This window comes from Cyclobacterium sp. SOCE241 (assembly GCF_056867545.1).
Genome location: NZ_CP149779.1, coordinates 5,279,029 through 5,302,416 on the forward strand (window position 1 = coordinate 5,279,029; position 23,388 = coordinate 5,302,416).

16 protein-coding genes, 1 tRNA gene, 3 rRNA genes and 3 pseudogenes are annotated in these 23,388 nt (G+C 40.4%); 19 read left to right on the forward strand and 4 right to left on the reverse strand.

The genetic code is table 11. The annotated features are described in order from the left end of the window. Nucleotides 1-110: 110 nt before the first annotated feature. The 3 genes from rpoN to WG932_RS26875 are packed head-to-tail and all read left to right on the forward strand — an operon-like array spanning nt 111 to nt 2,187. The gene (rpoN, locus tag WG932_RS26865) at nt 111-1,565 is read left to right on the forward strand and encodes an RNA polymerase factor sigma-54 (RefSeq protein WP_014020788.1); all 1,455 of its coding nucleotides are present in this window, start codon (nt 111-113) and stop codon (nt 1,563-1,565) included. Continuing rightward, nucleotides 1,565-1,888 (forward strand): hypothetical protein, encoded by a 324-nt coding sequence (locus WG932_RS26870; RefSeq protein WP_483085965.1) that lies wholly within the window; start codon nt 1,565-1,567, stop codon nt 1,886-1,888. The genes rpoN and WG932_RS26870 overlap by 1 nt, the downstream gene beginning before the upstream one ends. A 44-nt stretch (nt 1,889-1,932) precedes the next feature. Continuing rightward, nucleotides 1,933-2,187: a phosphatase PAP2 family protein gene (locus WG932_RS26875; protein ID WP_483085966.1), complete on the forward strand. Its 255-nt coding sequence runs from the start codon at nt 1,933-1,935 to the stop codon at nt 2,185-2,187. 62 nt (nt 2,188-2,249) lie between these two features. On the opposite strand, the gene WG932_RS26880 is transcribed toward WG932_RS26875, so the two are convergent. Then, complete coding sequence (locus WG932_RS26880; protein WP_014020790.1) at nt 2,250-2,984, reverse strand: porin family protein; 735 nt, start codon at nt 2,982-2,984, stop codon at nt 2,250-2,252. Between the two features lie 188 nt (nt 2,985-3,172). Here WG932_RS26880 and WG932_RS26885 point away from each other — a divergent pair. The 4 genes from WG932_RS26885 (at nt 3,173) to rrf (ending at nt 8,460) form a co-directional block, all read left to right on the forward strand. Further along, nucleotides 3,173-3,246 (forward strand) — tRNA-Arg (locus WG932_RS26885). A 407-nt stretch (nt 3,247-3,653) separates the two neighbouring features. Further along, nucleotides 3,654-5,164: ribosomal RNA gene (locus WG932_RS26890) — 16S ribosomal RNA — on the forward strand. A gap of 185 nt (nt 5,165-5,349) precedes the next feature. Then, a 23S ribosomal RNA gene (locus tag WG932_RS26895) occupies nt 5,350-8,244 on the forward strand. Between the two features lie 104 nt (nt 8,245-8,348). Beyond that, nucleotides 8,349-8,460, forward strand: a 5S ribosomal RNA gene (rrf, locus tag WG932_RS26900). Together the 16S, 23S and 5S rRNA genes with 1 tRNA gene alongside form the textbook arrangement of a ribosomal RNA operon. Before the next feature lie 706 nt (nt 8,461-9,166). Here the strand turns inward: rrf and WG932_RS26905 are convergent. Next, nucleotides 9,167-10,117 carry a sugar phosphate isomerase/epimerase family protein gene (locus WG932_RS26905; protein ID WP_014020791.1) on the reverse strand — a complete coding sequence of 317 codons (951 nt, stop codon included), beginning with the start codon at nt 10,115-10,117 and terminating at the stop codon, nt 9,167-9,169. Between the two features lie 158 nt (nt 10,118-10,275). Beyond that, nucleotides 10,276-11,217 carry a 3-keto-disaccharide hydrolase gene (locus WG932_RS26910; RefSeq protein WP_483085967.1) on the reverse strand — a complete coding sequence of 314 codons (942 nt, stop codon included), beginning with the start codon at nt 11,215-11,217 and terminating at the stop codon, nt 10,276-10,278. Nucleotides 11,218-11,816: 599 nt separating this feature from the next. Between WG932_RS26910 and WG932_RS26915 the strand changes: the two genes are divergently transcribed. Together WG932_RS26915 and WG932_RS26920 are read left to right on the forward strand one after the other, a co-directional pair. Further along, complete coding sequence (locus tag WG932_RS26915; RefSeq protein WP_014020793.1) at nt 11,817-12,062, forward strand: hypothetical protein; 246 nt, start codon at nt 11,817-11,819, stop codon at nt 12,060-12,062. A 339-nt stretch (nt 12,063-12,401) separates the two neighbouring features. After that, nucleotides 12,402-13,298, forward strand: coding sequence for a DUF6807 domain-containing protein (locus WG932_RS26920; RefSeq protein WP_483085968.1), 897 nt, complete (start codon nt 12,402-12,404; stop codon nt 13,296-13,298). 44 nt (nt 13,299-13,342) lie between these two features. On the opposite strand, the gene WG932_RS26925 is transcribed toward WG932_RS26920, so the two are convergent. Further along, nucleotides 13,343-13,915: a hypothetical protein gene (locus WG932_RS26925; RefSeq protein ID WP_483085969.1), complete on the reverse strand. Its 573-nt coding sequence runs from the start codon at nt 13,913-13,915 to the stop codon at nt 13,343-13,345. A 239-nt stretch (nt 13,916-14,154) separates the two neighbouring features. On the opposite strand from WG932_RS26925, the pseudogene hisH reads away from it, so the two are divergent. The 10 genes and pseudogenes from hisH (at nt 14,155) to WG932_RS26975 (ending at nt 23,379) form a co-directional block, all read left to right on the forward strand. Beyond that, nucleotides 14,155-14,737: pseudogene (gene hisH / locus WG932_RS26930) on the forward strand (imidazole glycerol phosphate synthase subunit HisH). After that, nucleotides 14,737-15,457 (forward strand): annotated as a pseudogene (gene hisA, locus WG932_RS26935) (1-(5-phosphoribosyl)-5-[(5-phosphoribosylamino)methylideneamino]imidazole-4-carboxamide isomerase). The pseudogenes hisH and hisA overlap by 1 nt, the downstream one beginning before the upstream one ends. Nucleotide 15,458: 1 nt before the next feature. Further along, nucleotides 15,459-16,220 (forward strand): imidazole glycerol phosphate synthase subunit HisF, encoded by a 762-nt coding sequence (gene hisF / locus WG932_RS26940; protein WP_483085970.1) that lies wholly within the window; start codon nt 15,459-15,461, stop codon nt 16,218-16,220. 49 nt (nt 16,221-16,269) lie between these two features. After that, on the forward strand, nt 16,270-16,875 hold the full coding sequence (gene hisIE, locus WG932_RS26945) for a bifunctional phosphoribosyl-AMP cyclohydrolase/phosphoribosyl-ATP diphosphatase HisIE (RefSeq protein WP_014020799.1): 606 nt from the start codon (nt 16,270-16,272) through the stop codon (nt 16,873-16,875). A 13-nt stretch (nt 16,876-16,888) separates the two neighbouring features. Continuing rightward, nucleotides 16,889-17,299, forward strand: a complete 411-nt coding sequence (locus WG932_RS26950) for a gamma-glutamylcyclotransferase family protein (RefSeq protein ID WP_483085971.1) — start codon at nt 16,889-16,891, stop codon at nt 17,297-17,299. 57 nt (nt 17,300-17,356) lie between these two features. Next, complete coding sequence (locus tag WG932_RS26955) at nt 17,357-17,767, forward strand: HYC_CC_PP family protein (RefSeq protein ID WP_483085972.1); 411 nt, start codon at nt 17,357-17,359, stop codon at nt 17,765-17,767. Nucleotides 17,768-17,871: 104 nt separating this feature from the next. After that, nucleotides 17,872-21,694 (forward strand): annotated as a pseudogene (locus WG932_RS26960) (efflux RND transporter permease subunit). Further along, the gene (locus tag WG932_RS26965; RefSeq protein WP_483085973.1) at nt 21,691-22,467 is read left to right on the forward strand and encodes a TolC family protein; all 777 of its coding nucleotides are present in this window, start codon (nt 21,691-21,693) and stop codon (nt 22,465-22,467) included. The pseudogene WG932_RS26960 and the gene WG932_RS26965 overlap by 4 nt, the downstream one beginning before the upstream one ends. A gap of 74 nt (nt 22,468-22,541) precedes the next feature. Next, nucleotides 22,542-22,919, forward strand: a complete 378-nt coding sequence (locus WG932_RS26970) for a hypothetical protein (protein WP_483085974.1) — start codon at nt 22,542-22,544, stop codon at nt 22,917-22,919. 1 nt (nt 22,920) lies between these two features. Next, entirely contained in the window at nt 22,921-23,379 is a 459-nt protein-coding gene (locus tag WG932_RS26975) for a DUF305 domain-containing protein (RefSeq protein ID WP_014020804.1), read from the forward strand. The last annotated feature ends 9 nt before the right edge of the window (nt 23,380-23,388 follow it).

Genomic DNA, 23,388 nt, shown 5'->3' on the forward strand with positions numbered 1-23,388 from the left:
ATAATAAGCTTTTTATCAAAATTTTGATCTTATTTCCTAAATTTGAATTCCAATTGAGTTTATTTGAACACAAGATGGAAATAACTTAATACCGTAATAGGTTTTAATATATGCAGAAACTGAATTTAAACCAGATATTATCTCAGAAATTATCCCCTCAGCAGATACAATTCATTAAATTGTTGCAGGTCCCTACAGCTGAACTTGAATCCAGGATAGAAGAAGAGTTAGAAATTAATCCCGCCTTAGAGGAGGGGAAGGACGTGGAAGCTGAAAATCCGACCGAGGAGTTTGCAGACAGTTCGGATGTTTCTGAAACCAAAGATGACAAGGATATTAATATAGAGGATTACCTGAATGAAGAGTATGGAGGGTACAAGATGCAAGGGGATGGAAATTATTCCCCGGATGATGAGGAGAGGGACATGCCTCTTTCCAGTTATACATCGCTTCATGAGCAATTACTTTCTCAATTGAATTTTTTGAAATTAAACGATACCCAAAAATTAATTGGTAAGCAGTTAATAGGGAGTATAGAGAATGATGGTTATATAAGGAGAGACTTAGAGGCCATTATCAATGATTTAGCATTTAGTCAAAACGTTGAAACAGATCTTGATGAGGTAGAAGAAATACTTATCAAAATTCAAACCTTTGACCCTCCCGGTATTGCTGCAAGAAATTTGCAGGAATGTTTGATTATTCAATTGGAGCGAAGAAATACAGAGGAAGATCCCCTGCTAAAAAAAGCTATTTTTGTGGTTCAAGAATGTTTTGAGGAATTTACAAAAAAGCATTATGACAAGATACTTAAAAAAGCAGGAATAGAAGAGGCGGAATTGAAGGAAGTGATTCAGCTCATTACCAGGCTCAATCCAAAGCCCGGTGGAGTATCTGATGGTATGGTAAGAAACCATTATGTCATTCCGGATTTTATTCTTAATAATGTCAATGGAAAATTTGAAATTGTCTTGAATTCAAAGAATGCGCCCGAGCTTAAGGTAAGCAGGTCATATTCTGAGATGTTCAATGCCTATGATAAGAGTGATAAAAAAGACAAAAAGCTCAAGGAAACAGTTTCGTTTGTAAAGCAAAAACTAGACTCCGCTAAATGGTTTATAGATGCCATTAAGCAGAGACAGCAGACTTTGATGCGCACCATGCAATCGATTTTGGATTACCAACATGATTTTTTCCTTGATGGTGACGAAACCAAATTGCGTCCAATGATTCTGAAAGACATTGCTGAAAAAATAGACATGGACATTTCTACTGTTTCCAGGGTAGCCAATAGCAAGGCCATTCAAACTGAGTTTGGTGTGTTTCCTTTAAAGTATTTTTTCTCTGAAGGTATCGCCACAGATGGGGGAGAAGATGTAAGTAACCGAGAGGTGAAAAGTGTGTTGAATAAGCTGGTTGATGAAGAGGATAAGAAAAAGCCACTTTCGGATGATAAATTGGTTAAATTATTGAACCAAAAGGGGTACAATATCGCTAGAAGAACAGTGGCAAAATATAGGGAACAGTTACAAATACCGGTAGCAAGGCTTAGAAAAGAGTTATAGTGTACAGAAAATTAGCTTTAGGTATATCGGTAATTTTTCAGCCTTTGGTAATTCCCACCTTAATGGTGGTCACCTTATTCTATATGGTACCGGAAGCAACCGTTGTACCCAATGGAGCCAAGTGGGCAGTATTACTATTGATCAGTTTCTCTACATTTATGGTACCACTACTTGGATTGGTGGGCTTGAGGTTTTCAGAAGTAATCAATAGTTTACAGTTGCCTGAAAGAAAGGAACGTATTTATCCTTTTGCATTGGTTTCTGTTTTTTACAGTATGACCTTGGCCTTTTTTACTGGAAGCTTAATATTGACCAGTTGCTAATCGTAACCCTTGGTTTGGTGACAATTTCTTTAATCCTGTTAACCTTGATAACCATTTTTTGGAAAATTAGTGCTCATCAGACTGCCATGGGAGGATGGCTTGCCATCGTTTCGGTTTTGTCAATAAGATTCAATTCAGAGCCTCTGTTTTATTATTTCTTATTGATAATCGTATTAAGTGGTTTGATTGGAACTGCTAGATTGTATTTAAATGCCCACCGTCCTTCGGAAGTTTACGCCGGCTTTATTTTAGGTTTTGGGATTTGTTTTCCGGTTTATTATCACTTACTCGTCAAATGACATAAAAAAAGGAGTGGATTTGAATATCCACTCCTTATATATATGTTAAGAATTTATCCCTTCTAAAACAAGGCTACTGAAACACCAAAATTGAATTGAGTAGATTCTGTTCCGTATGGGCCTTGGTTGCTTTCGAAGACTCCATTGAGACCATAATATCCCCAAACATTAAAACCGGGAAACCCTAATCTGGTATAAACGCCATAACGGATAGGATTTAGGCCGTAATTCTGCGAGTTTTTAATTTTTTGTTCTAAGCCATCCCCATTGGTATAGGCAATTTTAGTATGCGCATTGTATAACAAACCTATTTTACCACCTACAGCTACACGGATTCCATTGTCATAGTCATCATGATTTACATGGTACCTAAACTCTAGCGGAATGTCAAAATAATTTAAAGCCATTGTATTGGTAGATACACTAGCATCTTGACCATATACATTAGTAATGGATGTGAGCATACTTGAGTTAACAGATTTGTCTGGGTCGGAGACCAAAGTCATCCCATCTTTAAAGGCGAGTTTTTCAAGGCCGAGGCCTATGCCGGGGTTGAAAGTAAAACCTGTATTCTCACCTAAAGGGATTTGTGTCTGGTAGTATACATTAAATACTCTTGATGCGATAAAACGCGTATTTAGATCCTCAGGTCTATTATTTAGCATATTGAATCCAAAATCCAGAAACAAGTCCCCGGTAATGTTTGGTCTGCCACTTATAGGTGAACGTTCCTTTTCTTGGGCTTGAAGCTGAAAAGTGATCAATAAAATAAAGGATATAATGGAAAGTCTTTTCATGAAAACAAATATTTTTTAACCTATCGAACGGCTAAATTAGGAAATAATGCTTGATTTGATTGCCTGTTGATCTTAATTATTCTTAAAATATAATTAATAAGTAGATATAAATCATTTCATTTTTCTCTCAATTCATGCTTTGTATTATTCATTTTATTCTTTACCTTTGCATTCCATTTAAAAGAAATGGCCTCGTAGCTCAACTGAATAGAGTACTTGATTACGGCTCAAGAGGTTCCAGGTTTGAATCCTGGCGAGGTCACAAATTGAAATAGTAGCATTGATTTTTACCTTTATATATGGTGAAAAAAGTTTTTAAAAAAAAGACACTTTTCTATTGTAAATTAAAAAAAGAAAGTGCACCTTTGTCATCCCAAAGCGGGGAACGAAAGTAAGAAAAAGCGAGAATAAAGGTTCTCAAAAATTATTTTCAAAAACATTTTGCAAGTTTCCCAAAATTTTATTTATCTTTGCATACATAACGAAACAGTCAGAAAACGATCTGACAAAAACGGGAATCAAAACGGAATCATAAGAGAGATTTCGCTTGAAATAAAAGTTCTTTGAAGTGATGTTAGACATAATAAAAGAAACAGACTAAATAATTCATAGAGTCACGGAATAATAGACATATCAATCTTTCGGGATTAGATAGTCACAACAAACTTTACAATGGAGAGTTTGATCCTGGCTCAGGATGAACGCTAGCGGCAGGCCTAATACATGCAAGTCGTACGGGATTTCATCTTTCGGGATGAATGAGAGTGGCGCACAGGTGCGTAACGCGTATGCAACCTACCTGTTACAGGGGAGATAGCCCGAAACTCGGATTAATATTCCATAGTATATAATCGTTGCATGGTGATTATATTAAAACCTTCGGGTGGTAACAGATGGGCATGCGTAGGATTAGCTAGTTGGCGAGGTAACGGCTCACCAAGGCGACGATCCTTAGGGGTTCTGAGAGGAAGGTCCCCCACACTGGCACTGAATTACGGGCCAGACTCCTACGGGAACAGTAGAATATTGGTCAATGGGCGAGAGCCTGAACCAGCCATGCCGCGTGCAGGAAGACGTTCTGCGTTGTAAACTGCTTTTATCTGGGAAGAAAAAGCCTTGCGAGGAAATTGCCGGTACCAGAAGAATAAGCACCGGCTAACTCCGTGCAGCAACCGCGGTAATACGGAGGGTGCAGAAAGCGTTGTCGGATTTATTGGGTTTAAAGGGTGCGTAGGCGGCTGATTAAGTCAGCGGTGAAAGTTCTCGGCTCAACCGAGAGACTGCCGTTGATACTGGTTAGCTTGAGTTATGGAGGGGTACATGGAATTTATGGTGTAGCGGTGAAATGCATAGATACCATAAGGAACACCGATAGCGAAAGCATTGTACTGGCCATAAACTGACGCTGAGGCACGAAAGCGTGGGTAGCGAACAGGATTAGATACCCTGGTAGTCCACGCCGTAAACGATGATCACTCGCTTTACATTACGTAGCGAGGCCAAGCAGAAAGCGTTAAGTGATGCAAGTCGCCGGCAACGGTGAAACTCAAAGGAATTGACGGGGGTCCGCACAAGCGGTGGAGCATGTGGTTTAATTCGATGATACGCGAGGAACCTTACCCGGGCTAGAATGTGAAGGAATGATACAGAGATGTGTCAGTCAGCAATGACCTGAAACAAGGTACTGCATGGCTGTCGTCAGCTCTCGTGCCGTGAGGTGTTGGGTTAAGTCCCGCAACGAGCGCAAGCCCCTATTGTCAGTTGCCATCAAGTAATGTTGGGGACTCTGACAAGACTGCCGCGCAAGCGGAGGGAAGGAGGGGACGACGTCAAGTCATCATGGCCCTTACGCCCGGGGCGACACGTGCTACAATGGCGCATACGAAAGCTGGGTAGCGACACGGCAACGTGAAGCCAACCTCTAAAAGTGCGTCTCAGTTCGGATCGGGGTCCGCGCAACCCGACCCCCGTGAAGCTGGAATCGCCCCAATAATCGCGCATCAGCCATGGCGCGGTAGACCGTTCCCGGACCTTGTACCCCTGCCCGTCAAGCCATGGAAGTCGGGTAGACCGCCTGAAGACGGTAACCGCAAGGAATAGTTTAGGGTAGAACCGGTAACTGGGGCTAGAATCGCCAACAAGGTAGCCGTACCGGAAGGTGCGGCTGGAACACCTCCTTTCTGGAAAGACACTATAGAATTACTGTTTTTTAAGTCTAACACCTTCACACTTGTCATTGGTAAATGTTGACGAAAAGTTCACTGACATGTTGAGTGGAAAATGCAATGTAAAGTGTATTGATTGCGAGAGTGATTGATATATTTAGAATAAAGAACATTTGATGCTAGCAAAGGAGCATCAGATGAGTTCAGTGAACAAGGGCGTACGAAGCTGCCTAGGCTCTAGGAGGCGAAGAAGGACGTGCCAAGCTGCGAAAAGCTGTGGGGGATCGGCTAGTCAATTGATCCACAGATGTCGGAATGGGCAACCCATCCCGATTTATCGGGATATTCCGAAAGGAAGGCAAACGCGGGGAACTGAAACATCTAAGTACCCGCAGGAAGAGAAAAACAATAGTGATTCCGTCCGGTAGCGGCGAGCGGACGCCCAGAATAGCCCAAACCATTTATGTTACAGCATATATGGGGTTGTAAGGACCTGCATAATTTTAAATTAGGAGACTCGAATTGGCTGGGGAAGTCAAACCGCAGAGGGTGAGTCCTGTAGAGGAATTTTAATTTAGAAGGCGGGTATCCTGAGTAGAGCCGGGACAGGAGAAATCCAGTTGAATCTGCCGGCACCATCCGGTAAGGCTAAATACTCCTAGAGACCGATAGTGAACGAGTACCGTGAGGGGAAAGGTGAAAAGTACCGTGAATAACGGGGTGGCAGAAACCTGAAACCGTGCGCCTACAAGCGGTCAGGTCTGACTTTGTCAGGATGACGGCGTGCCTTTTGCATAATGAGCCTACGAGTTACTCCTCACCGGCAAGGTTAATCCTGTAAACAGGAGGAGCCGCAGCGAAAGCGAGGTCGAACAGGGCGTTATAGTCAGTGGGGGTAGACGCATAGCAAACGGTGATCTACCCATGGCCAGGTTGGAGAGCTCTGGTAAGAGCAGAGTGGAGACCGAACCGATAAGCGTTGAAAAAGCTTCCGGATGAGCTGTGGGTAGGGGTGAAAGGCCAATCAAACTGAGAAATGACTCGTACTCCCCGATATTTTTTAAGAGACAGCGTCGGGAATTGTATGATGGAGGTAGAGCTACCGATAGGACTAGGGAGTCACATCCTACCAAATCCTGACGAACTCGAATGCCATCATATAGAACCGGCAGTGAGGGCTTAGGTGCTAAGGTCCAAGTCCGGGGAAGAACCCAGACCTACCGCTAAGGTCCAAAATCCGCGCTAAGTTGAACAAAGGCGGTCCAGCTGCAGAGACAGCCAGGAGGTTAGCTTGGAAAACCGTGTTCCGCTAAGTCGTAACAGCTCACTGGTCGAGCAGCCAGACGTCGATAATAATCGGGCATCAAGTGCGGTACCGAAGCGAAGGATCACGATTTATCGGGATGGTAGGGGAACATTCCAACGACAAGTGAATCGGATGGTAATGTCCGGTGGAGTTTCTGGAAAAGCAAATGTAGGCATAAGTAACGATAATGGATGGGAACAACATCCACACCGAAAGACCAAGGATTCCTGATCAACGCTAATCGGATCAGGGTCAGTCGGGACCTAAGGATAACCCGAAGGGGGATTCCGATGGCAAATGGGTTAATATTCCCATACCGAACATACAGGTGACGGGGTGACGGAGTGTTGAAAGACCCGCCGGAAGTGACGGAATACCGGGTTAAAGGGTGTAGGTATTTGGACTGCCATGTCGAAATTAACAGTCTTGGCCAAGACCTGGTAGGTACCAAGCGTCTTCGGTTCAATTGGATAGTAGTCCTAAGAGCTTGCAAGAGGAAAACCTCTAGCGCTAGCCCGTATGTTCGCCCGGCACCGCAAACCGACACGGGTGGTTGGGGAGAGTATCCCAAGGTGCTCGAGTGAATCATGGCTAAAGGAACTCGGCAAAATGGCCCTGTAACTTCCCGGGAGAAGGGCGCCTCGCCTGACTTCGGTTAGGCAGGCCGCGATGAAAAGGCCCAGGCGACTGTTTATCAAAAACACATGGCTGCGAAATCGTAAGATCGTGCCGGGAGGCCCTGACGCCTGCCCGGTGCCGGAAGGTTAAAGGGGGACGTTATCGTAAAGAGAAGCGTTGAACTGAAGCCCCGGTAAACGGCGGCCGTAACTACTAACGGTCCTAAGGTAGCGAAATTCCTTGTCGGGTAAGTTCCGACCTGCACGAATGGTGTAACGATCTGGGCACTGTCTCAGCCATGAGCTCGGTGAAATTGTAGTCGCGGTGAAGATGCCGCGTACACAACAGGACGGAAAGACCCCATGAACCTTTACTGCAACTTAACATTGGCATCAGGTACACGGTGTGTAGGATAGGCCGGAGGCTGTGAATTGGCGTCGCTAGGCGTTTGAGGAGCCACCGTTGGAAATGGCCCTCTGTGTGCCTGGTGTCTAATCCCCTCAAGTAGGAGACATTGTTTGGTGGGTAGTTTGACTGGGGTGGTCGCCTCCAAAAGAGTAACGGAGGCTTCCAAAGGTTCCCTCCAGCACGCTTGGTAACCGTGCGTGGAGTGCAATAGCATAAGGGGAGCTTGACTGCAAGGCGTACATGCCGAGCAGGGTGGAAACACGGGTATAAGTGATCCGAGTACCGAATGGAAGGGCCGTCGCTCAAAGGATAAAAGGTACTCTGGGGATAACAGGCTGATCTCCCCCAAGAGCTCATATCGACGGGGAGGTTTGGCACCTCGATGTCGGCTCGTCACATCCTGGGGCTGGAGAAGGTCCCAAGGGTTGGGCTGTTCGCCCATTAAAGTGGCACGCGAGCTGGGTTCAGAACGTCGTGAGACAGTTCGGTCCCTATCTGTTGCGGGCGTGAGAAGTCTGCGGGGGGCTGTCCTTAGTACGAGAGGACCGGGATGGATGAATAACTGGTGTACCGGTTGTAGTGCCAACTGCACCGCCGAGGTAGCTAAGTCGGGAAGAGATAAGCGCTGAAAGCATCTAAGTGCGAAACTCGCCCCAAGATGAGACTTCTAAACAGGGCCGTCAGAGACGATGACGTTTGATAGGCTGTAGGTGTAAAGTCAGAAATGACATAATGACAGTACTAATCGCCCAACTTGAACGTCTTTGCTACGTTGCATTTTCCACAAGACAATGTCAAAATAACTTAACAACATTTATAAAAAGTAAAGAAATTAAGGAACAAGCAGTTAAAAGCGAACACAAGATTTGAAGCGGCCCGGCGCAAGAGGGACCCCTCTTCCCATCCCGAACAGAGAAGTTAAGCCCTGCAGCGCCGATGGTACTGGGGTTACACCTGGGAGAGTAGGTCGCCGCCTTCTTTTAGACCCTTAGAGCAATCTAAAGGGTCTTTTTTTATGCCCAATTACACCGTAAAGATGAAATATTTCTACAGATTACTCAGATTCGCCTAGATAGCATTCATGGAATGAGATTGGTTTTGATCCTTTCCGTTAAAATAAATCATTATTCAATTAGCCTCTTCCATCCCGATCCGCCGCGGCGGTCAGCCCTACAGCGCCGATGGTACTGGGGTTACACCTGGGAGAAGTGCTATTATTTCATCGGGATCATACCCTTCTTTTAGACTATGACATTCTCAAGGTCTTTCTTTTTTAAATATACCTGCTTAATGTCCCCTAACTTTTTTAAGAACGCTACGCTAACGTAAGGTTCAAGCTTTTGAAATAAACTTTATGCGATCACTTAGCCAAACTATTTATCCCTATAGGCCCCTCTATATAGGCAACATTCATCCTTATTCGAATTCCATAAAAAATACTCCTATTAAATAAAAAGGTGTAGATACAATCTACACCTAGTGCTTATTTTGTTTAAGAATTAAATGGTTCTAATTTATTTTTAGTTTACATTCATTAAAATGAAAAAGGTGGAACTGTTAACTACACCTTGTTCTGGGAATCCTTTTAATCTAGATGGCATAATGGGCTATTAGATAGTTTCAAGGATTCAATTTTAAAGATTGCTACCGACCGATTATTTGCTTCTTTCTTATAAAAAGAGAGCTTACACCCCAGCTTTTTTTATGACTTCTATGGTTTTCCTTAGGCCTGTATTAGCTACTTCTTGCAGGTTTTGTTTCCAATATTCCGGATTGTATAGCTCCAGTGAAATACAGCCTTTATAACCTGTTCCCTTTAAAGTTTTTAGTATTTCCGGTAAAGGTAAAATCCCGTCTCCTGGGTATACCCTATGTTTGTCTCCCAATGAAGCTATATCAGGGCTTGCCGGCGCATCAGCAAATTGGAATATGGCAATGAGGTCTCCATTAATAAATTTTAGCCCTTCAAATCCCCCTTCACTGATATGCATGTGATAAGTGTCGGGTATAACCATTGCCTTTGGATGATTGGCATCAATGGCCACTGCTGTTGCTTGTCCCAAAGTTTTTAAAGGGAAGAACTTAACGAAAACCAAAGCCGGGTTTATTCCATATTCATTGATTCCTATTTCTATTAATTCACGGTACCTTTTGGAAACATATTTTTGATCGTAATTTTCTCCTACTGTATTGGGTATGGTTTGAATGTGCTGAGATTGAATGTCTGCAGCCATTCGCATCCTGTTACGGGTATCTTTAAGTGATGCATTGAAGTCTTTTTCTGTAGGTGGCAGCGCATTCCATAAACCAATAACACTGGGTACAAACATCCCTAATTCTTTAATTTCTTTGCCTAAATCCTTTAGGTTACCGCCCTCATTTTCGTATTCAGCCAATTCTCTATCCCAAGGTTCTATGGCATCATATCCTGCCTTGGCTGCAATTTGGACCTTTTCCCTTAAAGAGGCTGGTCTAATTGTAGCTGTATCAAGGCATATGGGCCAAGGGCTTTCTCCTTGTTGGTACCTTTTTTCAGGTTTAATGTTTTCCACAGGTGAATTGGCTGCCAATGATGATGTTGTTCCTGCTACAATGCCGGTTAAAGCGCTTAGACTTATAAATTGTCTACGTTTCATTTTTTAGTAATTTGTTAATGGAAGGAGATACAATCACCAAACTTTGGTATAATAGGTTGGGTTTTTATACCCTAGGAGAAGTAAAACTTTAGCTATAAAATTTAACCAAAAGATAGGGAATACTAAAATTAACCTATCTTTTGGTTTGATTCATCTACTTATTTCGCAGGTGTAATTTCAAATTTTCTAAACTCAACAGGGCCATGATCTCCCTGAATCATAATTGGGCCGGCTTCACCTTCATTGCTATCGATGGCTCCCCCTGTGATACCCGGTATGATTTGGTCCGTTATGATGGCTTTACCATTGGCAACGATCGTTACTCTTCTTCCAATTAAGGTGATTTCATAAGTTTGCCACTCTCCGGGGCCTTTCGCAACCATCTCATTTGGAGTTAAAAACCCATATATTCCTCCAAAGTAAATAGAGGAAGGAGGTGTGCCTGGGTTGTCTTCAATTTGAACCTCGTATCTTCCACGAAGATAGATACCACTATTACTTCCTTTTGGATAGCGGAATTCTGCAGTGAGTTTAAAATCATCAAACTTTTTGTCTGAAATTAGATTTGAACCGGCTGAATTAGAAGTCAGTATACCATTGATCACTTGCCACTGATTTTTATCTCCATCAACATGCCAACCTTCTAGGTTTTTACCATTAAATAATTCGATGGTTTTACCCCATTTTGGTGCTTTTTCTCTTACCAAAGATGGTGCCCTTACCCCAGTAAAGGAATGCTTTTCACCAGTACTTTGGGTAATGGTTCCTGAAAGCTTGCCGTTTTTTAATTCGCCACTAAATTCCATGTCTTGATCTGCATTGTCCCATTGAGGAGGGATTGAAAAAATTATTTCCCCATTTTTGTAATCAACCTTTGAAATAGGCCTTGCACTACCATTGTGTGCGACATAGTATCCTACTAAGGTCTTTATGCCCGAAAGCTTAACTTCTAGCCAAGATGGTGCTTTTTTACCATCCATGTCTACTGTAAGGTCCCAACGGCCGGTCAGTTCATTCACATCTTGAGCGCAAGCCATATTCCCTGTACTAAATAGACTGGTAAGTAAGAGGGTTAATAAAAATAATTTCGATTTTATCATGATATCTAATTTGATGTTTATTCCCCTTAAAATTACTGGATTTTTATCTCCAATTAAAATTGTTTTGGATGAAATAGTCTATTATTAACGAGAGGATGCAGGAAAATCCCGCTTGTTTCCAAGGCCTGAATTCAATTAGATGTGGTCTAAAACGTGGATCCGATGATTTAAGGTTCATATAGTTCTTTCTATACTTTACACTTTAAATCATGTAGAAATAGTTATTTACAGAACATAACTAATTTTAATGCTATTTTTCTTGATAAAATAATATAATTACTACATAATAATATTGAAGATTTTTTTCAATTAATTATTTGTGTAAATATTATATTAATAAAATATTTTATATATATTTGAAACTGTATTTTGAACCATAAAAAACGAAATACATCTACCTCAATCGGATTTCTTTGGAACCAAGGAGAATCATCAGGATCCATTAATTATATGATGTTTCTTTATCCGGTTGAATTACTACCAATTTAAATTTACTAACATATTCCCTTAACTAGCTCAGTAATAATGATTGCTGACTGGTAATTCTTGGGATTTTGTTACTGAAATTATTCCTTTTTAACTATTTCAATAACCCTATTATGAATCGTGTACCAACCTTTGTTTTATTATTATTTCTATGTGCCGCTTGTTCTACCAATTACCCTGTACTTGAGCCGGAAGCAAAAGTCATAAAGAAAATGGGTAATGAAGTGATGTTTATTTTTAATGAACATCAAGGTAAAGGTGCCGGCTATCAATGGTTTAGAGTTGATAATCCAGATGAATACACCTTGGGATCTACCTATTACCTGAGTCCTAAAATAGGAAAGGAAACGATGGAATAATTTTCCTGAATGTTTTAAGCTTCTTGAACTACCGGAAGTAATGCTTATAACTTCTCCAATGTTTTTTTTGTAAGTTTTTGTATAATTCTTATATAAACCTGATAGAATGGCCTAAGAGCTTTATTATTGATTTATGGAGTATAAGTTTAAATTTATATTCCATAAATCTTTACTTCCCAAATACATAGATAACATTCAGCTTGATCAATCCATCAAGTCTTAATACCTTCTGCCTTCTTTTCAATTAGCAGGTATTTTTGTTATTCATTATATGCCTTACTCTTGATTTTTTGAATCCATGATAATTCTTACTTTAGTATTTTACTAATTTAAGAAAACATGAAAAATATAGCTTTCCTAATAGTGTGCTTGACATTATTTGTGCAATTGTCTTCATTGGCTCAGAAAATTGAAGCCAATAAAATAGGTGACCGTATCGATGTTGTAATTGACGGTCAATTTTTCACAAGTTATCATTTCGCAGAAAACGAAAAATACCCCTTCTTTTTCCCTGTGAATGGGCCTTCAGGTGCATTGGTGACTAGTATGCGAAATGGGATTTATCCCCATCATAGCTCTTTATTCTTTGGTTGTGATCGAGTCAATGGTGGAAACTACTGGCAAGAAGGATTAGATAGAGGGCAAATAGTTTCCCTTAGAGCTGAAATTGAACAAGAGAAGGAAAATGAACTAACCATATTTAATGAATGTATTTGGACCAGACCGGGGGCCAGTGCGCCTATCAAAGATTTCCGTACCATTAGGATCAGTTCCACAGCTGATGGTGCCTATCAAATTGATTTTGATATTACGATGGAAATGTTGGAGGATGTAATCATAGAAAAAACAAATCACTCATTATTTAGTGCAAGAATGGATCAAGATCTTAATGTGGTCAATGGGGGGACTATGATCAATGCAGAAGGGGATAAGGGAGAAAAAGAAACCTTTGGAAAGCCCTCATCATGGATTGATTTTTATGGAAATAGAGGTGAAGTAGTGGAAGGATTAGCCCTAATGCAACATCCATCAAACGACTGGTATCCTTCCCCGTGGTTTACTAGGGATTATGGATTTATTTCCCCAACCCCAATGTATTGGCCGGAAGATGAAAAAGGAACGCAATTGAAAAAAGGTGATGCTATCCACCTAAAGTATAGGGTAATCGTCCATCAAGGTGATCACCTAGAAGCTGATATTGCAGGGAAATTTGATGCATACAGTAAAAACAAATAGGAATCAGAACACTAATTTGTATTACTGGGTGGATTGGTATTTAGTCAAATGAATGTTAATATTTCTATTCCACAAATCAGACCTAATAATAACCCCCAGATAAGCTCCATCGGTTCATGTCGCCTAAGTTGCCATCTGGACCAAGCAATAAGTGGGCTGCTAATCCATAAACCAATGGCTATCCAAGGGTTAATTTCCCAAAAACCAAAGGCCGTAAAAATTGTGATGGCTACATGTAATGAAACTTTGCTTTTAAAATTAATGACAAAGGCCAAGCATAACAATTGAATCAATATAGCGCTACCAATAAGAATAGCATCCGGTTGCCCATTTGCCCATAATGCTAAAAGTACAAAGAAAGCAGATGTCAAAACAAATAAGTACATCGAGTTCCTTTGACTCCTGATAGAAACATCGAAATTTGAATACAATCCTTTTTTTGTTCGAATCAAATTCCAGAAAACCAATGGTAAAATGCCTAGAAATAAAATAATAAGAAAGGTTAGAATGGCTTTCTCAGGGTTGTGGATGGAGAATAAAAAATAAATTAAAAAGGCAAGAATCAATAGTAAAGGGTGTCCAACCTGAGAAATTATCCGCGCAATTTTATTTTTCAAAACAAAACTTTATTCTAAATGTTTCATGCAATTTAATTGATATTTTAGACATACAGATTGATTTCTCTGTTTTTTCCAAGTTCAAGAATGAAAATTAGTGGGCTGATTTGGGGAATGTTTACTTAACAAACCCCACCTCCAAGGGATATTTCGGGGTGAAACCTTCCACCCTACCATGAAAAGCTTTAAATTAGCGCTTGCTTAAAATAAATAGACTAACGCGGCCAAGGCCGATATCAATGGAAGTAGCAGTAATTAAGTACAATGCAGGGAATGTAAAGTCTGTATTGTATGCCATGGAACGTTTAGGGGTGAATGCAACACTTACGGATGACTGGGAGACCATAAAGAAAGCGGATAAGGTTATTTTTCCTGGACAAGGAGAGGCCAGTACTGCAATGAAATACTTGAAGGAAAGAAAGATTGACAAATTGATTAAGGAACTTAAACAACCTTTTTTGGAATTTGTCTAGGCTTACAATTGTTGTGTGATTATTCTGAAGAATATGATACCCAATGTTTGGGAATTTTCCCCATTAAGGTAAAGAAATTTCCCCTTTAAATAAGGTGCCTCATATTGGCTGGAACAATCTTGAGAACTTAAAAACCCCACTTTTAGAGGGTTTGGATGAATCGGCCTATGTTTATTATGTGCATAGTTATTATGCAGAACTCAACCCAAAATATACAATAGCTACTACGCATTATATCAATGATTTCTCGGCCATGTTGCATAAAGACAACTATTATGCAATGCAAGGTCATCCTGAAAAAAGCAGTGTTGTAGGTGAAAAAATTCTTAACAATTTTCTAAAATTATAATGGAGATTATTCCGGCAATTGATATCATAGATGGGAAGTGTGTTCGGCTCACACAAGGAGATTATAACCAAAAAAGGAGTATTCATCTGACCCAACCGAAGTAGCCAAGCGATTTGAAGATGCAGGAATCAAGAGGCTACATCTGGTAGATTTAGATGGGGCCAAAGCAAAAAGAATCATAAATACCGAAGTGTTAGAGGGGATTTGTAAGGCAACAAATTTGCATGTAGATTTTGGGGGAGGAGTACAGTCCGATGAAGACATAGCCTTGGCTTTTAACCTTGGGGCAAAACAAGTGACCGGAGGAAGCATAGCAGTTAAAAATCCTGCTTTGTTTAGTGGATGGCTCACTTCCTATGGTGGGGAAAAATTGATTTTAGGTGCAGATGCTAAAGATAAGAAAATAGCTATTTCAGGATGGGAAGAAACTACTGAAATGGACCTTATAGATTTTATTAAGGATTACCATTCCAAAGGTGTTCAATACGTAATTTGTACAGATGTGGCCAAAGACGGTTTGCTACAAGGGCCTTCCTTGGAACTTTACAAAGAGATCATGCAAGAAATTCCTGAGATTAAATTAATCGCTAGTGGGGGGTAGCTTCGGTGAGTGATCTGGATGAACTTAATGAAGCAGGGGTATACGGAACCATTGTAGGGAAAGCCTTTTATGAAGGAAAAATCAGTTTAGAGGAGTTGAGCAGCTTTACACAGAAATAACATGTTGACCAAAAGAATAATACCTTGTCTGGATATTAAAGATGGACGAACTGTAAAGGGCGTTAATTTTGTTGAGCTAAGGGATGCGGGAGATCCGGTAGAATTGGGCAAAATTTATGCAGACGAAGGAGCAGATGAATTGGTATTCCTTGACATTACAGCTACTGTAGAAAAACGAAAAACATTGGTAGAGCTTGTTACGAAAGTAGCAAAAACGGTAAACATACCATTTACTGTTGGGGGAGGTATTTCTACCATTGACGATGTGAAAGCGTTATTGAATGCCGGTGCCGACAAAATTAGTATTAATTCTGCAGCAGTTAAAAACCCTGATGCAGTGAATGCTTTGGCAAGAGAATTTGGAAGCCAGTGCATTGTGGTAGCGATTGATACAAAACGGATTGACGGGATTGATTTTGTTCATACACATGGAGGAAGAAGGCCTACCTTGCTAAAAACCCAAGAATGGGCGAAAGAGATTACCGAACGAGGTGCCGGAGAAATTTTGCTAACATCCATGGATCATGACGGGGTTAAAAACGGATTCGCCAATGACATTACTTCCGAATTGTCATCCATGCTTTCTATTCCTGTAATTGCTTCCGGTGGAGCAGGTAATATGCAACATTTTCATGATGTTTTTACAGCAGGAAAAGCAGATGCTGCATTAGCAGCCAGTATATTCCATTTCAAAGAAATACCTATTCCCAAACTTAAGAGTTTTCTCAACGAGAAAGGGGTTAATATAAGGAAGATGTTATAAATCTTCATCAATTTGGATCTTACAATAATTACTTGAGCAATACATTAGCATGGAAAATATAAACATTGATTTTGAAAAGGTAAATGGTTTAGTACCTGCCATCATTCAGGATGAATTTTCGAAAGAGGTATTAATGATGGGGTACATGAATCAAGAGGCCATCGATGAATCGATAAAAAGTGGTAAGGTCACTTTCTTTAGTAGGACCAAGGGGCGTTTATGGACCAAAGGTGAGACTTCCGGAAATTTTTTAATGATTAAAAATATTGAAGTGGACTGTGATCAGGACACATTGCTAATTACTGTTAATCCTATAGGTCCGGTGTGTCATACTGGAAATGATACCTGCTTTGCCCACAGCAATAAAGGCAAAACTTATTTTATTGATCAATTAAGAAAGGTAATCAAAGAAAGAAAGGAAAACCCATCTGATAAGTCATACACTACTTCCCTCTTTAATGCAGGCATCAACAAGGTGGCACAAAAAGTAGGAGAGGAAGCTGTGGAAATTGTGATTGAAGCCAAGGATGACAACAAAGAATTGTTTATGGGGGAAGCAGCAGATCTATTGTACCACTATTTGGTATTGCTTGAAGCAAAAGAATATGAATTAGATGAGGTTATGGAGGTTCTAATCAAACGCCATAAAAAATAAAATTTAACAGCCTTTGTCCTATTTGTTTGTCTATGGTACATTAAGGAGAGGATTTGATCATCCCATGGCAGATTTGCTAGCGCGCTCAGCTGAGTTTTTCACAAGTGCTTATTGCCAAGGTCTTTTGTATGACCTAGGTCCTTATCCCGTTTTTACTTACAGTAATCTTCCTGAAGTTTCTGTTATTGGAGATGTCTATCTGCTTCACAATGAACATGAAGTATTGAAAGTGCTAGATGAATACGAAGGTATAGGAGAAGATCTGGAGACCGGGATAAATTATGAACGGCTTAAATTGGAAGTTTTTTCTGAAGAAGGGATAAAGATTTCCGCTTGGGTCTATTTGTATTTAGGCACCTTGGACCATTTAAAACCTATTGTTGGAGGTGATTATTTAAAATATTTCAACTCCTTAAATAACTGATTTTATGGAGATTAAATTTTTTTGACAAGTGGTTAATAATTACCTACCTTTGAAGGGTTGAAGAAAACATTTTCCATATTGATCGCTTCCTTTTTTCTTTTTGCCAACATTGGCTTGGCAAAGAGCAGTCATATCTGTATGGGATCTGAAATGTTAAATAATTTTGGTTTATCTGCCAAGCATTTGGAATGCGATATGGATAGCCAAGAGCATCTTCCCAGTTCGCAAAATCAGCAAGAGGAAAGCAAAGATCAATGCTGTCAAAATCAGTTTGAATTGATTCAGCTTGAAACTGATCAAACCCTTAAAGTTAGTGAATTAAGTGCCCCACAAATCGTGTTTGTAGCGGCATTCACACAGGTTTTCTTGCTTGCAGAAGAATTAGTTTTTATAGCTGTTTCAACCAATTCTTTTGATCCTCCTCCCATTCCATCGGAGGATTATACTGTTCTATATCAAACTTTTTGATTTAATCCAATCAGATAATTTTGGTCAGCTTTACTGACCCATTTTCTGCTGCTTTTCAAAGTCAGTGGCTTATTATCTGGTATACAATATTTTAGGATTAAATCATGCTTAATTCAATTATCAAGTTTTTTCTTGACAACAAACTTGTTACACTTATCCTTATTGTGGTAATAGTAATATGGGGGATTGTTACTTCACCTTTTGGATGGGAAATAGGAAATTTGCCCACCGACCCTGTTCCGGTGGATGCCATCCCTGACATCGGTGAAAACCAACAAATCGTTTTTACTGAATGGCCGGGGAGGTCTCCGCAAGACATTGAAGATCAAATTTCCTACCCCTTGACGAGTTACCTATTGGGTATTCCGGGAGTTAAATCTATAAGAAGCAGTTCTATTTTTGGCTTCTCCAGTATTTACATCATTTTCGATGAAGAGATTGAATTCTATTGGTCCCGTTCAAGAATTTTGGAAAAGCTCAATTCCTTACCTGCTGATTTGCTTCCGGATGAGGTTCAGCCGGCATTAGGACCCGATGCTACAGCCCTTGGCCAGGTTTATTGGTATACCCTCGAAGGGAGAGATAAAGAAGGGAATCCTACGGGTGGATGGGACCTGCATGAGATCAGAACCATTCAGGATTTCTATGTAAAATATGGGTTAAACGCAGTGGAAGGTGTTTCTGAAGTTGCTTCCATTGGGGGGTTTGTCCGGGAGTATCAAGTGGATGTAAACCCAGACGCCTTAAAAGCTTATAATATTCCCTTAACAAAGGTGATGCAGGCCGTAAAACAATCCAATAGAGATGTTGGAGCAAAAACCATTGAGATAAACCAAGCGGAATACCTGGTTCGTGGGTTGGGTTATATCAAGTCTTTGGAAGACATTGAACTTGCTGTCGTAGCAGTGCAAGATAATATTCCCATCAGGATCAAAGATATTGCGGTGGTTCAGTTAGGCCCGGCAAGTAGAAGAGGACTTTTGGACAAAGGGGGGCTGAGGTAGTAGGTGGAGTAGTGGTGGCTAGGTACGGTGCCAATCCGCTTCAGGTGATCAAACAGGTAAAAGAAAAAATAGAAGAAATAGCACCGGGCTTGCCCAAGAAAACCTTGGCTGACGGTACCTTGAGTCAATTGACGGTGGTTCCATTTTATGACAGATCCACCTTAATTCAAGAGACCCTAGGAACTTTAGAAGAAGCATTGTCCCTTGAGATTCTTATTACTATCCTTGTAGTCATAGTGATGGTTTACAATCTTAGGGCGTCCATCCTTATTTCAAGTTTATTGCCCTTGGCCATTTTGATGGTTTTTATAGGCATGAGATATTTTGGTGTAGATGCCAATATCGTCGCCCTATCAGGTATTGCCATCGCCATTGGCACAATGGTGGATCTGGGGATTATTCTTTCCGAAAACATTCTCAAGCATATGGATGATGCTCCACCGGAACAAAAACTAATTACCACCATTTACAATGGCGCTTCGGAGGTTGGCGGCGCTATTCTTACAGCTGTGTCTACGACGATAGTAAGTTTTGTCCCAGTATTTACCATGCAGGCAGCTGAGGGGAAATTGTTTGGCCCCCTTGCTTATACCAAAACCTTTGCCCTATTCGCTGCCTTGATCGTTTCTCTACTGATCTTACCCAGTATTGCTCACGCGTTTTTTGGGTTCAAGTTGAGCAATTCCAAGTTTAAAAAATTGGGGAATATCCTGCTTATCCTGATAGGTATGGTTCTATTGTATCTAGGATATATTTGGGGGGAACCCTTCTTATTTTATTGGCAGGTGTAGCCCTATTAAGGGATTATTTGGAAGCAAAGGATTTTATTATACCAGGAAGCATCAGGCCTCTTTACAACCATTTGGAAATCATCATTGTAATTGCAGGGGTGGTGTGGCTGCTTGCGGGCTACTGGCTACCATTAGGAGCTTCAAATTCAACTTTTTTAAACTTTGTTTTTGTTGCAATCTTAGTCAGTTTGATTTTGGGAGCATTTACTCTTTTGGAGTACAATTACAAGAGGGTATTGAATTGGTGTCTCGATCATAAGGTGGCATTTTTATCCATTCCATTTGGTGTCATGATGTTTGGATTAATGGTATGGATAGGCTTCGCTACCACTTTTGGACTACTTCCCAGACTGACAAAAAAAATAGGATGGGAGCTTGAAAAAACGAAGGTGTGGTCCGGTTTGGTACATACCTTTCCCGGCATGCAAAAGGAGTTTATGCCTTCGCTGGACGAGGGGAGCTTTTTGTTAATGCCTACCTCAATGCCACATTCAGGAATTGCCTTTAACCGTAAAGTACTTGGACAATTGGATAAGCGAATTGCTAATATTCCTGAAGTTGATCTTAGTGTGGGGAAGCTTGGCCGAGTTGAGTCCGCCTTAGATCCCGCGCCAATCTCAATGTTTGAGAATGTAGTTAATTACAAACCGGAATACCTCATTAATGATAAAGGGCAGAAGCAAAGGTTTAAGGTGGATGAAGACAATCGTTTTATTCTAAGTTCAGGTGATACTTTATCCAATGATGAAATAATAATTAAAAATATTAATCCTTCTTTGCTCATTCCTGATGAATTTGGAGGGTACTTTAGGAATTGGCGGTCACATATTAATTCTCCGGAAGATATATGGGATGAAATAGTAAAGGTCACCAAAATACCCGGACTTACTTCTGCTCCAAAATTGCAACCTATAGAGACCCGATTGGTAATGTTGCAGACAGGAATGCGGGCTCCCATGGGGATGAAAATTTATGGACCTGATTTACAAACAATTGAATCGTTTGGAATAAAAGTAGAAACCCTTTTGAAACAAGTGCCCTCAGTTAAAACGGAGGCTGTATTTGCAGATAGGATAGTAGGCAAACCTTACTTGCACCTCAATATAAATCGTGAGCAAATTGCTCGGTACGGTTTGAGTATTGAAGAGGTTCAAAGCATTATAGAAACGGCTATTGGAGGCATGAAAGTGACCACAACTGTGGAAGGACGCGAGCGGTATCCCGTACGGGTTCGTTATCCTCGGGAACTTCGAGATGATCCTCAATCCTTGGCAAAAATATTGGTTCCTACTCCTACAGGTTCTCAAATTCCTATGAGTCACATTGTAGACTTTGAATACCTCCGTGGTCCTCAAGCGATAAAAAGTGAAGAAACATTTCTGGTTGGCTACGTGCTTTTTGACAAACGGGAAGGCTTCTCAGAAGTGACCGTAGTAGAAGACGTAAGGGGTTTAATTGAAAATAAAATTGCATCCGGTGATTTAGAAGTTCCATCCGGAGTTAGCTTTAAATTTTCAGGAAATTACGAAAATCAAGTTCGTGCGGAACAGCGGCTTTCTGTGATTGTTCCATTGGTCTTTTTGATCATTTTTCTAATTCTCTACTTTCAATTTCGTTCTGTCAGCACTGCAATGATGGTGTTTACCGGAATTGCCATGGCTTTCAGTGGTGGCTTTATCATTCTATGGTTGTATGGGCAAGGCTGGTTCATGGATTTTGCCTTTTTCGGAACGAATTTCAAAGACCTTTTTCAAATTCAGACAATTAACCTAAGTGTGGCAGTGTGGGTAGGTTTTATCGCTTTGTTTGGTATTGCCACAGATGATGGGGTATTGATGGCAACCTATTTAGATCAAAGTTTTGCCAAGAACAAAACAGATAATCTTCGAGGAATTAGGAGTGCTGTTCTAGAAGCAGGGCAGCGGAGAATTAAACCTGCTATCATGACATCGGCAACCACCATTATCGCTTTGTTGCCGATTTTGACTTCCTCAGGTAGAGGATCAGACATCATGATCCCTATGGCAATTCCTGCTTTTGGAGGGATGCTTGTAGCTGTGATTACTTATTTTATAGTACCCGTTTTGTATTCGATTAGGGAAGAAAGAAGATTTAAAAACAACTCATTATGAAATTTACAGTCCTTTCTATTTTCATTTGGTTGATATTTCATGTTACCGGATTTTCTCAGACACTGGAGGATTATTTTGTGATAGCTGCAGAAAATAACCCCGGACTAAAAGGGAAATACAAGGCGTTTGAAGCCGCATTGGAAAAAATTCCTCAAGCCCAATCATTGAATGACCCCAATTTGTCTTTTGGCTATTTTATTTCTCCTGTAGAAACCAGACTTGGCCCTCAAAGAATGCGATTTTCATTGACCCAAATGTTTCCATGGTTTGGTACTTTAAAAATGCAGGGGGATGTGGCAACAGTCCTGGCAGAGGTAAAACACCAAGAGTTTCTGGATGCCAGAAATAGCCTATATAATGAGGTTTCTGCTATTTATTTTCCATTATTAGAAGTACTGGAGTTGATCGAAATCGAAAAAGAAAATCTTCAAATCCTAGAAACCTATAAATCCATAGCCACTTCAACCTATGAAAATGGAAAAGGCTCCATGACTGATTTGCTAAGGGTTGATATCATCAATACCAATGCCCAAACCAATTTGGATGTATTGTATAAAAAAGTACATGCAGCAAATGCCAGACTCAATGCATTGTTAGGAAGGACCCCTGATTCCCCAATAGATATTGGCGAAAAATTAAAACCACCGACGGGACTTCATCAGTTTTACTTTGATGCTATCCGAAACAATCCATTGATAGAAAGTATGGATTTGAAAGTTCAAGCTGCTGAGCTTAATCAAAGATTGGCATTGAAAAAGGTTTACCTCAATTAGGAATTGGGATTGATTACGTTGCCGTTGGGGACAGGAATGATGTCATAATTGAAGAAAATGGAAGAAATGTTATAATGCCTACCATGACCATGAGTCTTCCCCTCTTTAGGAAAAAATACAAAGCAGCCGAAAGAGAAGCCTTATTGCTTAGTGAATCCTATCAAGCAGAAAAGGAGAATGTCTCTAACATTCTTCAGGGGTCTTTTCATAGGTTTAAAGCAGAAATGGAAATTCAGCTTGATCTCATTGATTCTTATGACAGGCAAATCAAAACGAGCAAACAAACCCTTGATTTGCTGTACAGTGCGTATGCAAATTCGGGAGATAATTTTGAAGAGGTTTTACGCCTGCAGCAACAATTGCTGGAATACCAAAAAATGAAAGTCAAAGCTTCAGTCGCATACTATGTAGCTGAGGCTCAAATAAATTATTTAACCGCAAAATCTTACTGATATGAAAAGCAATAATTATCTAAAGTTTACCGCAATGATGGCTGTTTCATTTGTGATCATGTATGCCGTAATGTTTTTAAACGCAGATGTTTTTGATCATGTCATGCTCAGTACTACTAGGACATACATGACAATATTGATGATAGCGCCTATGGCCGTGTCCATGTTGCTCTTTATGTGGGGAATGTATGAAAATAAGAAAGTCAATTTTATGATTCTCGGTACTGCTGTCATTTTATTTATAGCTACCCTTACCATGCTCAGAAACCAAACTTTGATTGCTGATGTACAGTGGATGAAAGCGATGATTCCTCATCACTCATCGGCCATCATGGTAAGCCAAAAAGCGCACCTGAAAGATCCGGAGGCACAGCAATTGGCAAAAGATATCATTGAAGCACAAAAGAAAGAAATTGCTCAGATGAAGGCAATGATCCAGCGACTTGAAAAAGAAGAGTAAAATTTATTT

Bases quoted from the DNA above. Each gene is read 5' to 3' on its own strand.
- rpoN (WP_014020788.1), top strand. From the start codon at position 111: ATGCAGAAACTGAATTTAAACCAGATATTATCTCAGAAATTATCCCCT.
- WG932_RS26880 (WP_014020790.1), bottom strand. From the start codon at position 2,984: ATGAAAAGACTTTCCATTATATCCTTTATTTTATTGATCACTTTTCAG.
- WG932_RS26905 (WP_014020791.1), bottom strand. From the start codon at position 10,117: ATGAAACGTAGACAATTTATAAGTCTAAGCGCTTTAACCGGCATTGTA.
- WG932_RS26910 (WP_483085967.1), bottom strand. From the start codon at position 11,217: ATGATAAAATCGAAATTATTTTTATTAACCCTCTTACTTACCAGTCTA.
- WG932_RS26915 (WP_014020793.1), top strand. From the start codon at position 11,817: ATGAATCGTGTACCAACCTTTGTTTTATTATTATTTCTATGTGCCGCT.
- WG932_RS26920 (WP_483085968.1), top strand. From the start codon at position 12,402: ATGAAAAATATAGCTTTCCTAATAGTGTGCTTGACATTATTTGTGCAA.
- hisF (WP_483085970.1), top strand. From the start codon at position 15,459: ATGTTGACCAAAAGAATAATACCTTGTCTGGATATTAAAGATGGACGA.
- hisIE (WP_014020799.1), top strand. From the start codon at position 16,270: ATGGAAAATATAAACATTGATTTTGAAAAGGTAAATGGTTTAGTACCT.
- WG932_RS26965 (WP_483085973.1), top strand. From the start codon at position 21,691: ATGAAATTTACAGTCCTTTCTATTTTCATTTGGTTGATATTTCATGTT.
- WG932_RS26970 (WP_483085974.1), top strand. From the start codon at position 22,542: ATGCCTACCATGACCATGAGTCTTCCCCTCTTTAGGAAAAAATACAAA.
- WG932_RS26975 (WP_014020804.1), top strand. From the start codon at position 22,921: ATGAAAAGCAATAATTATCTAAAGTTTACCGCAATGATGGCTGTTTCA.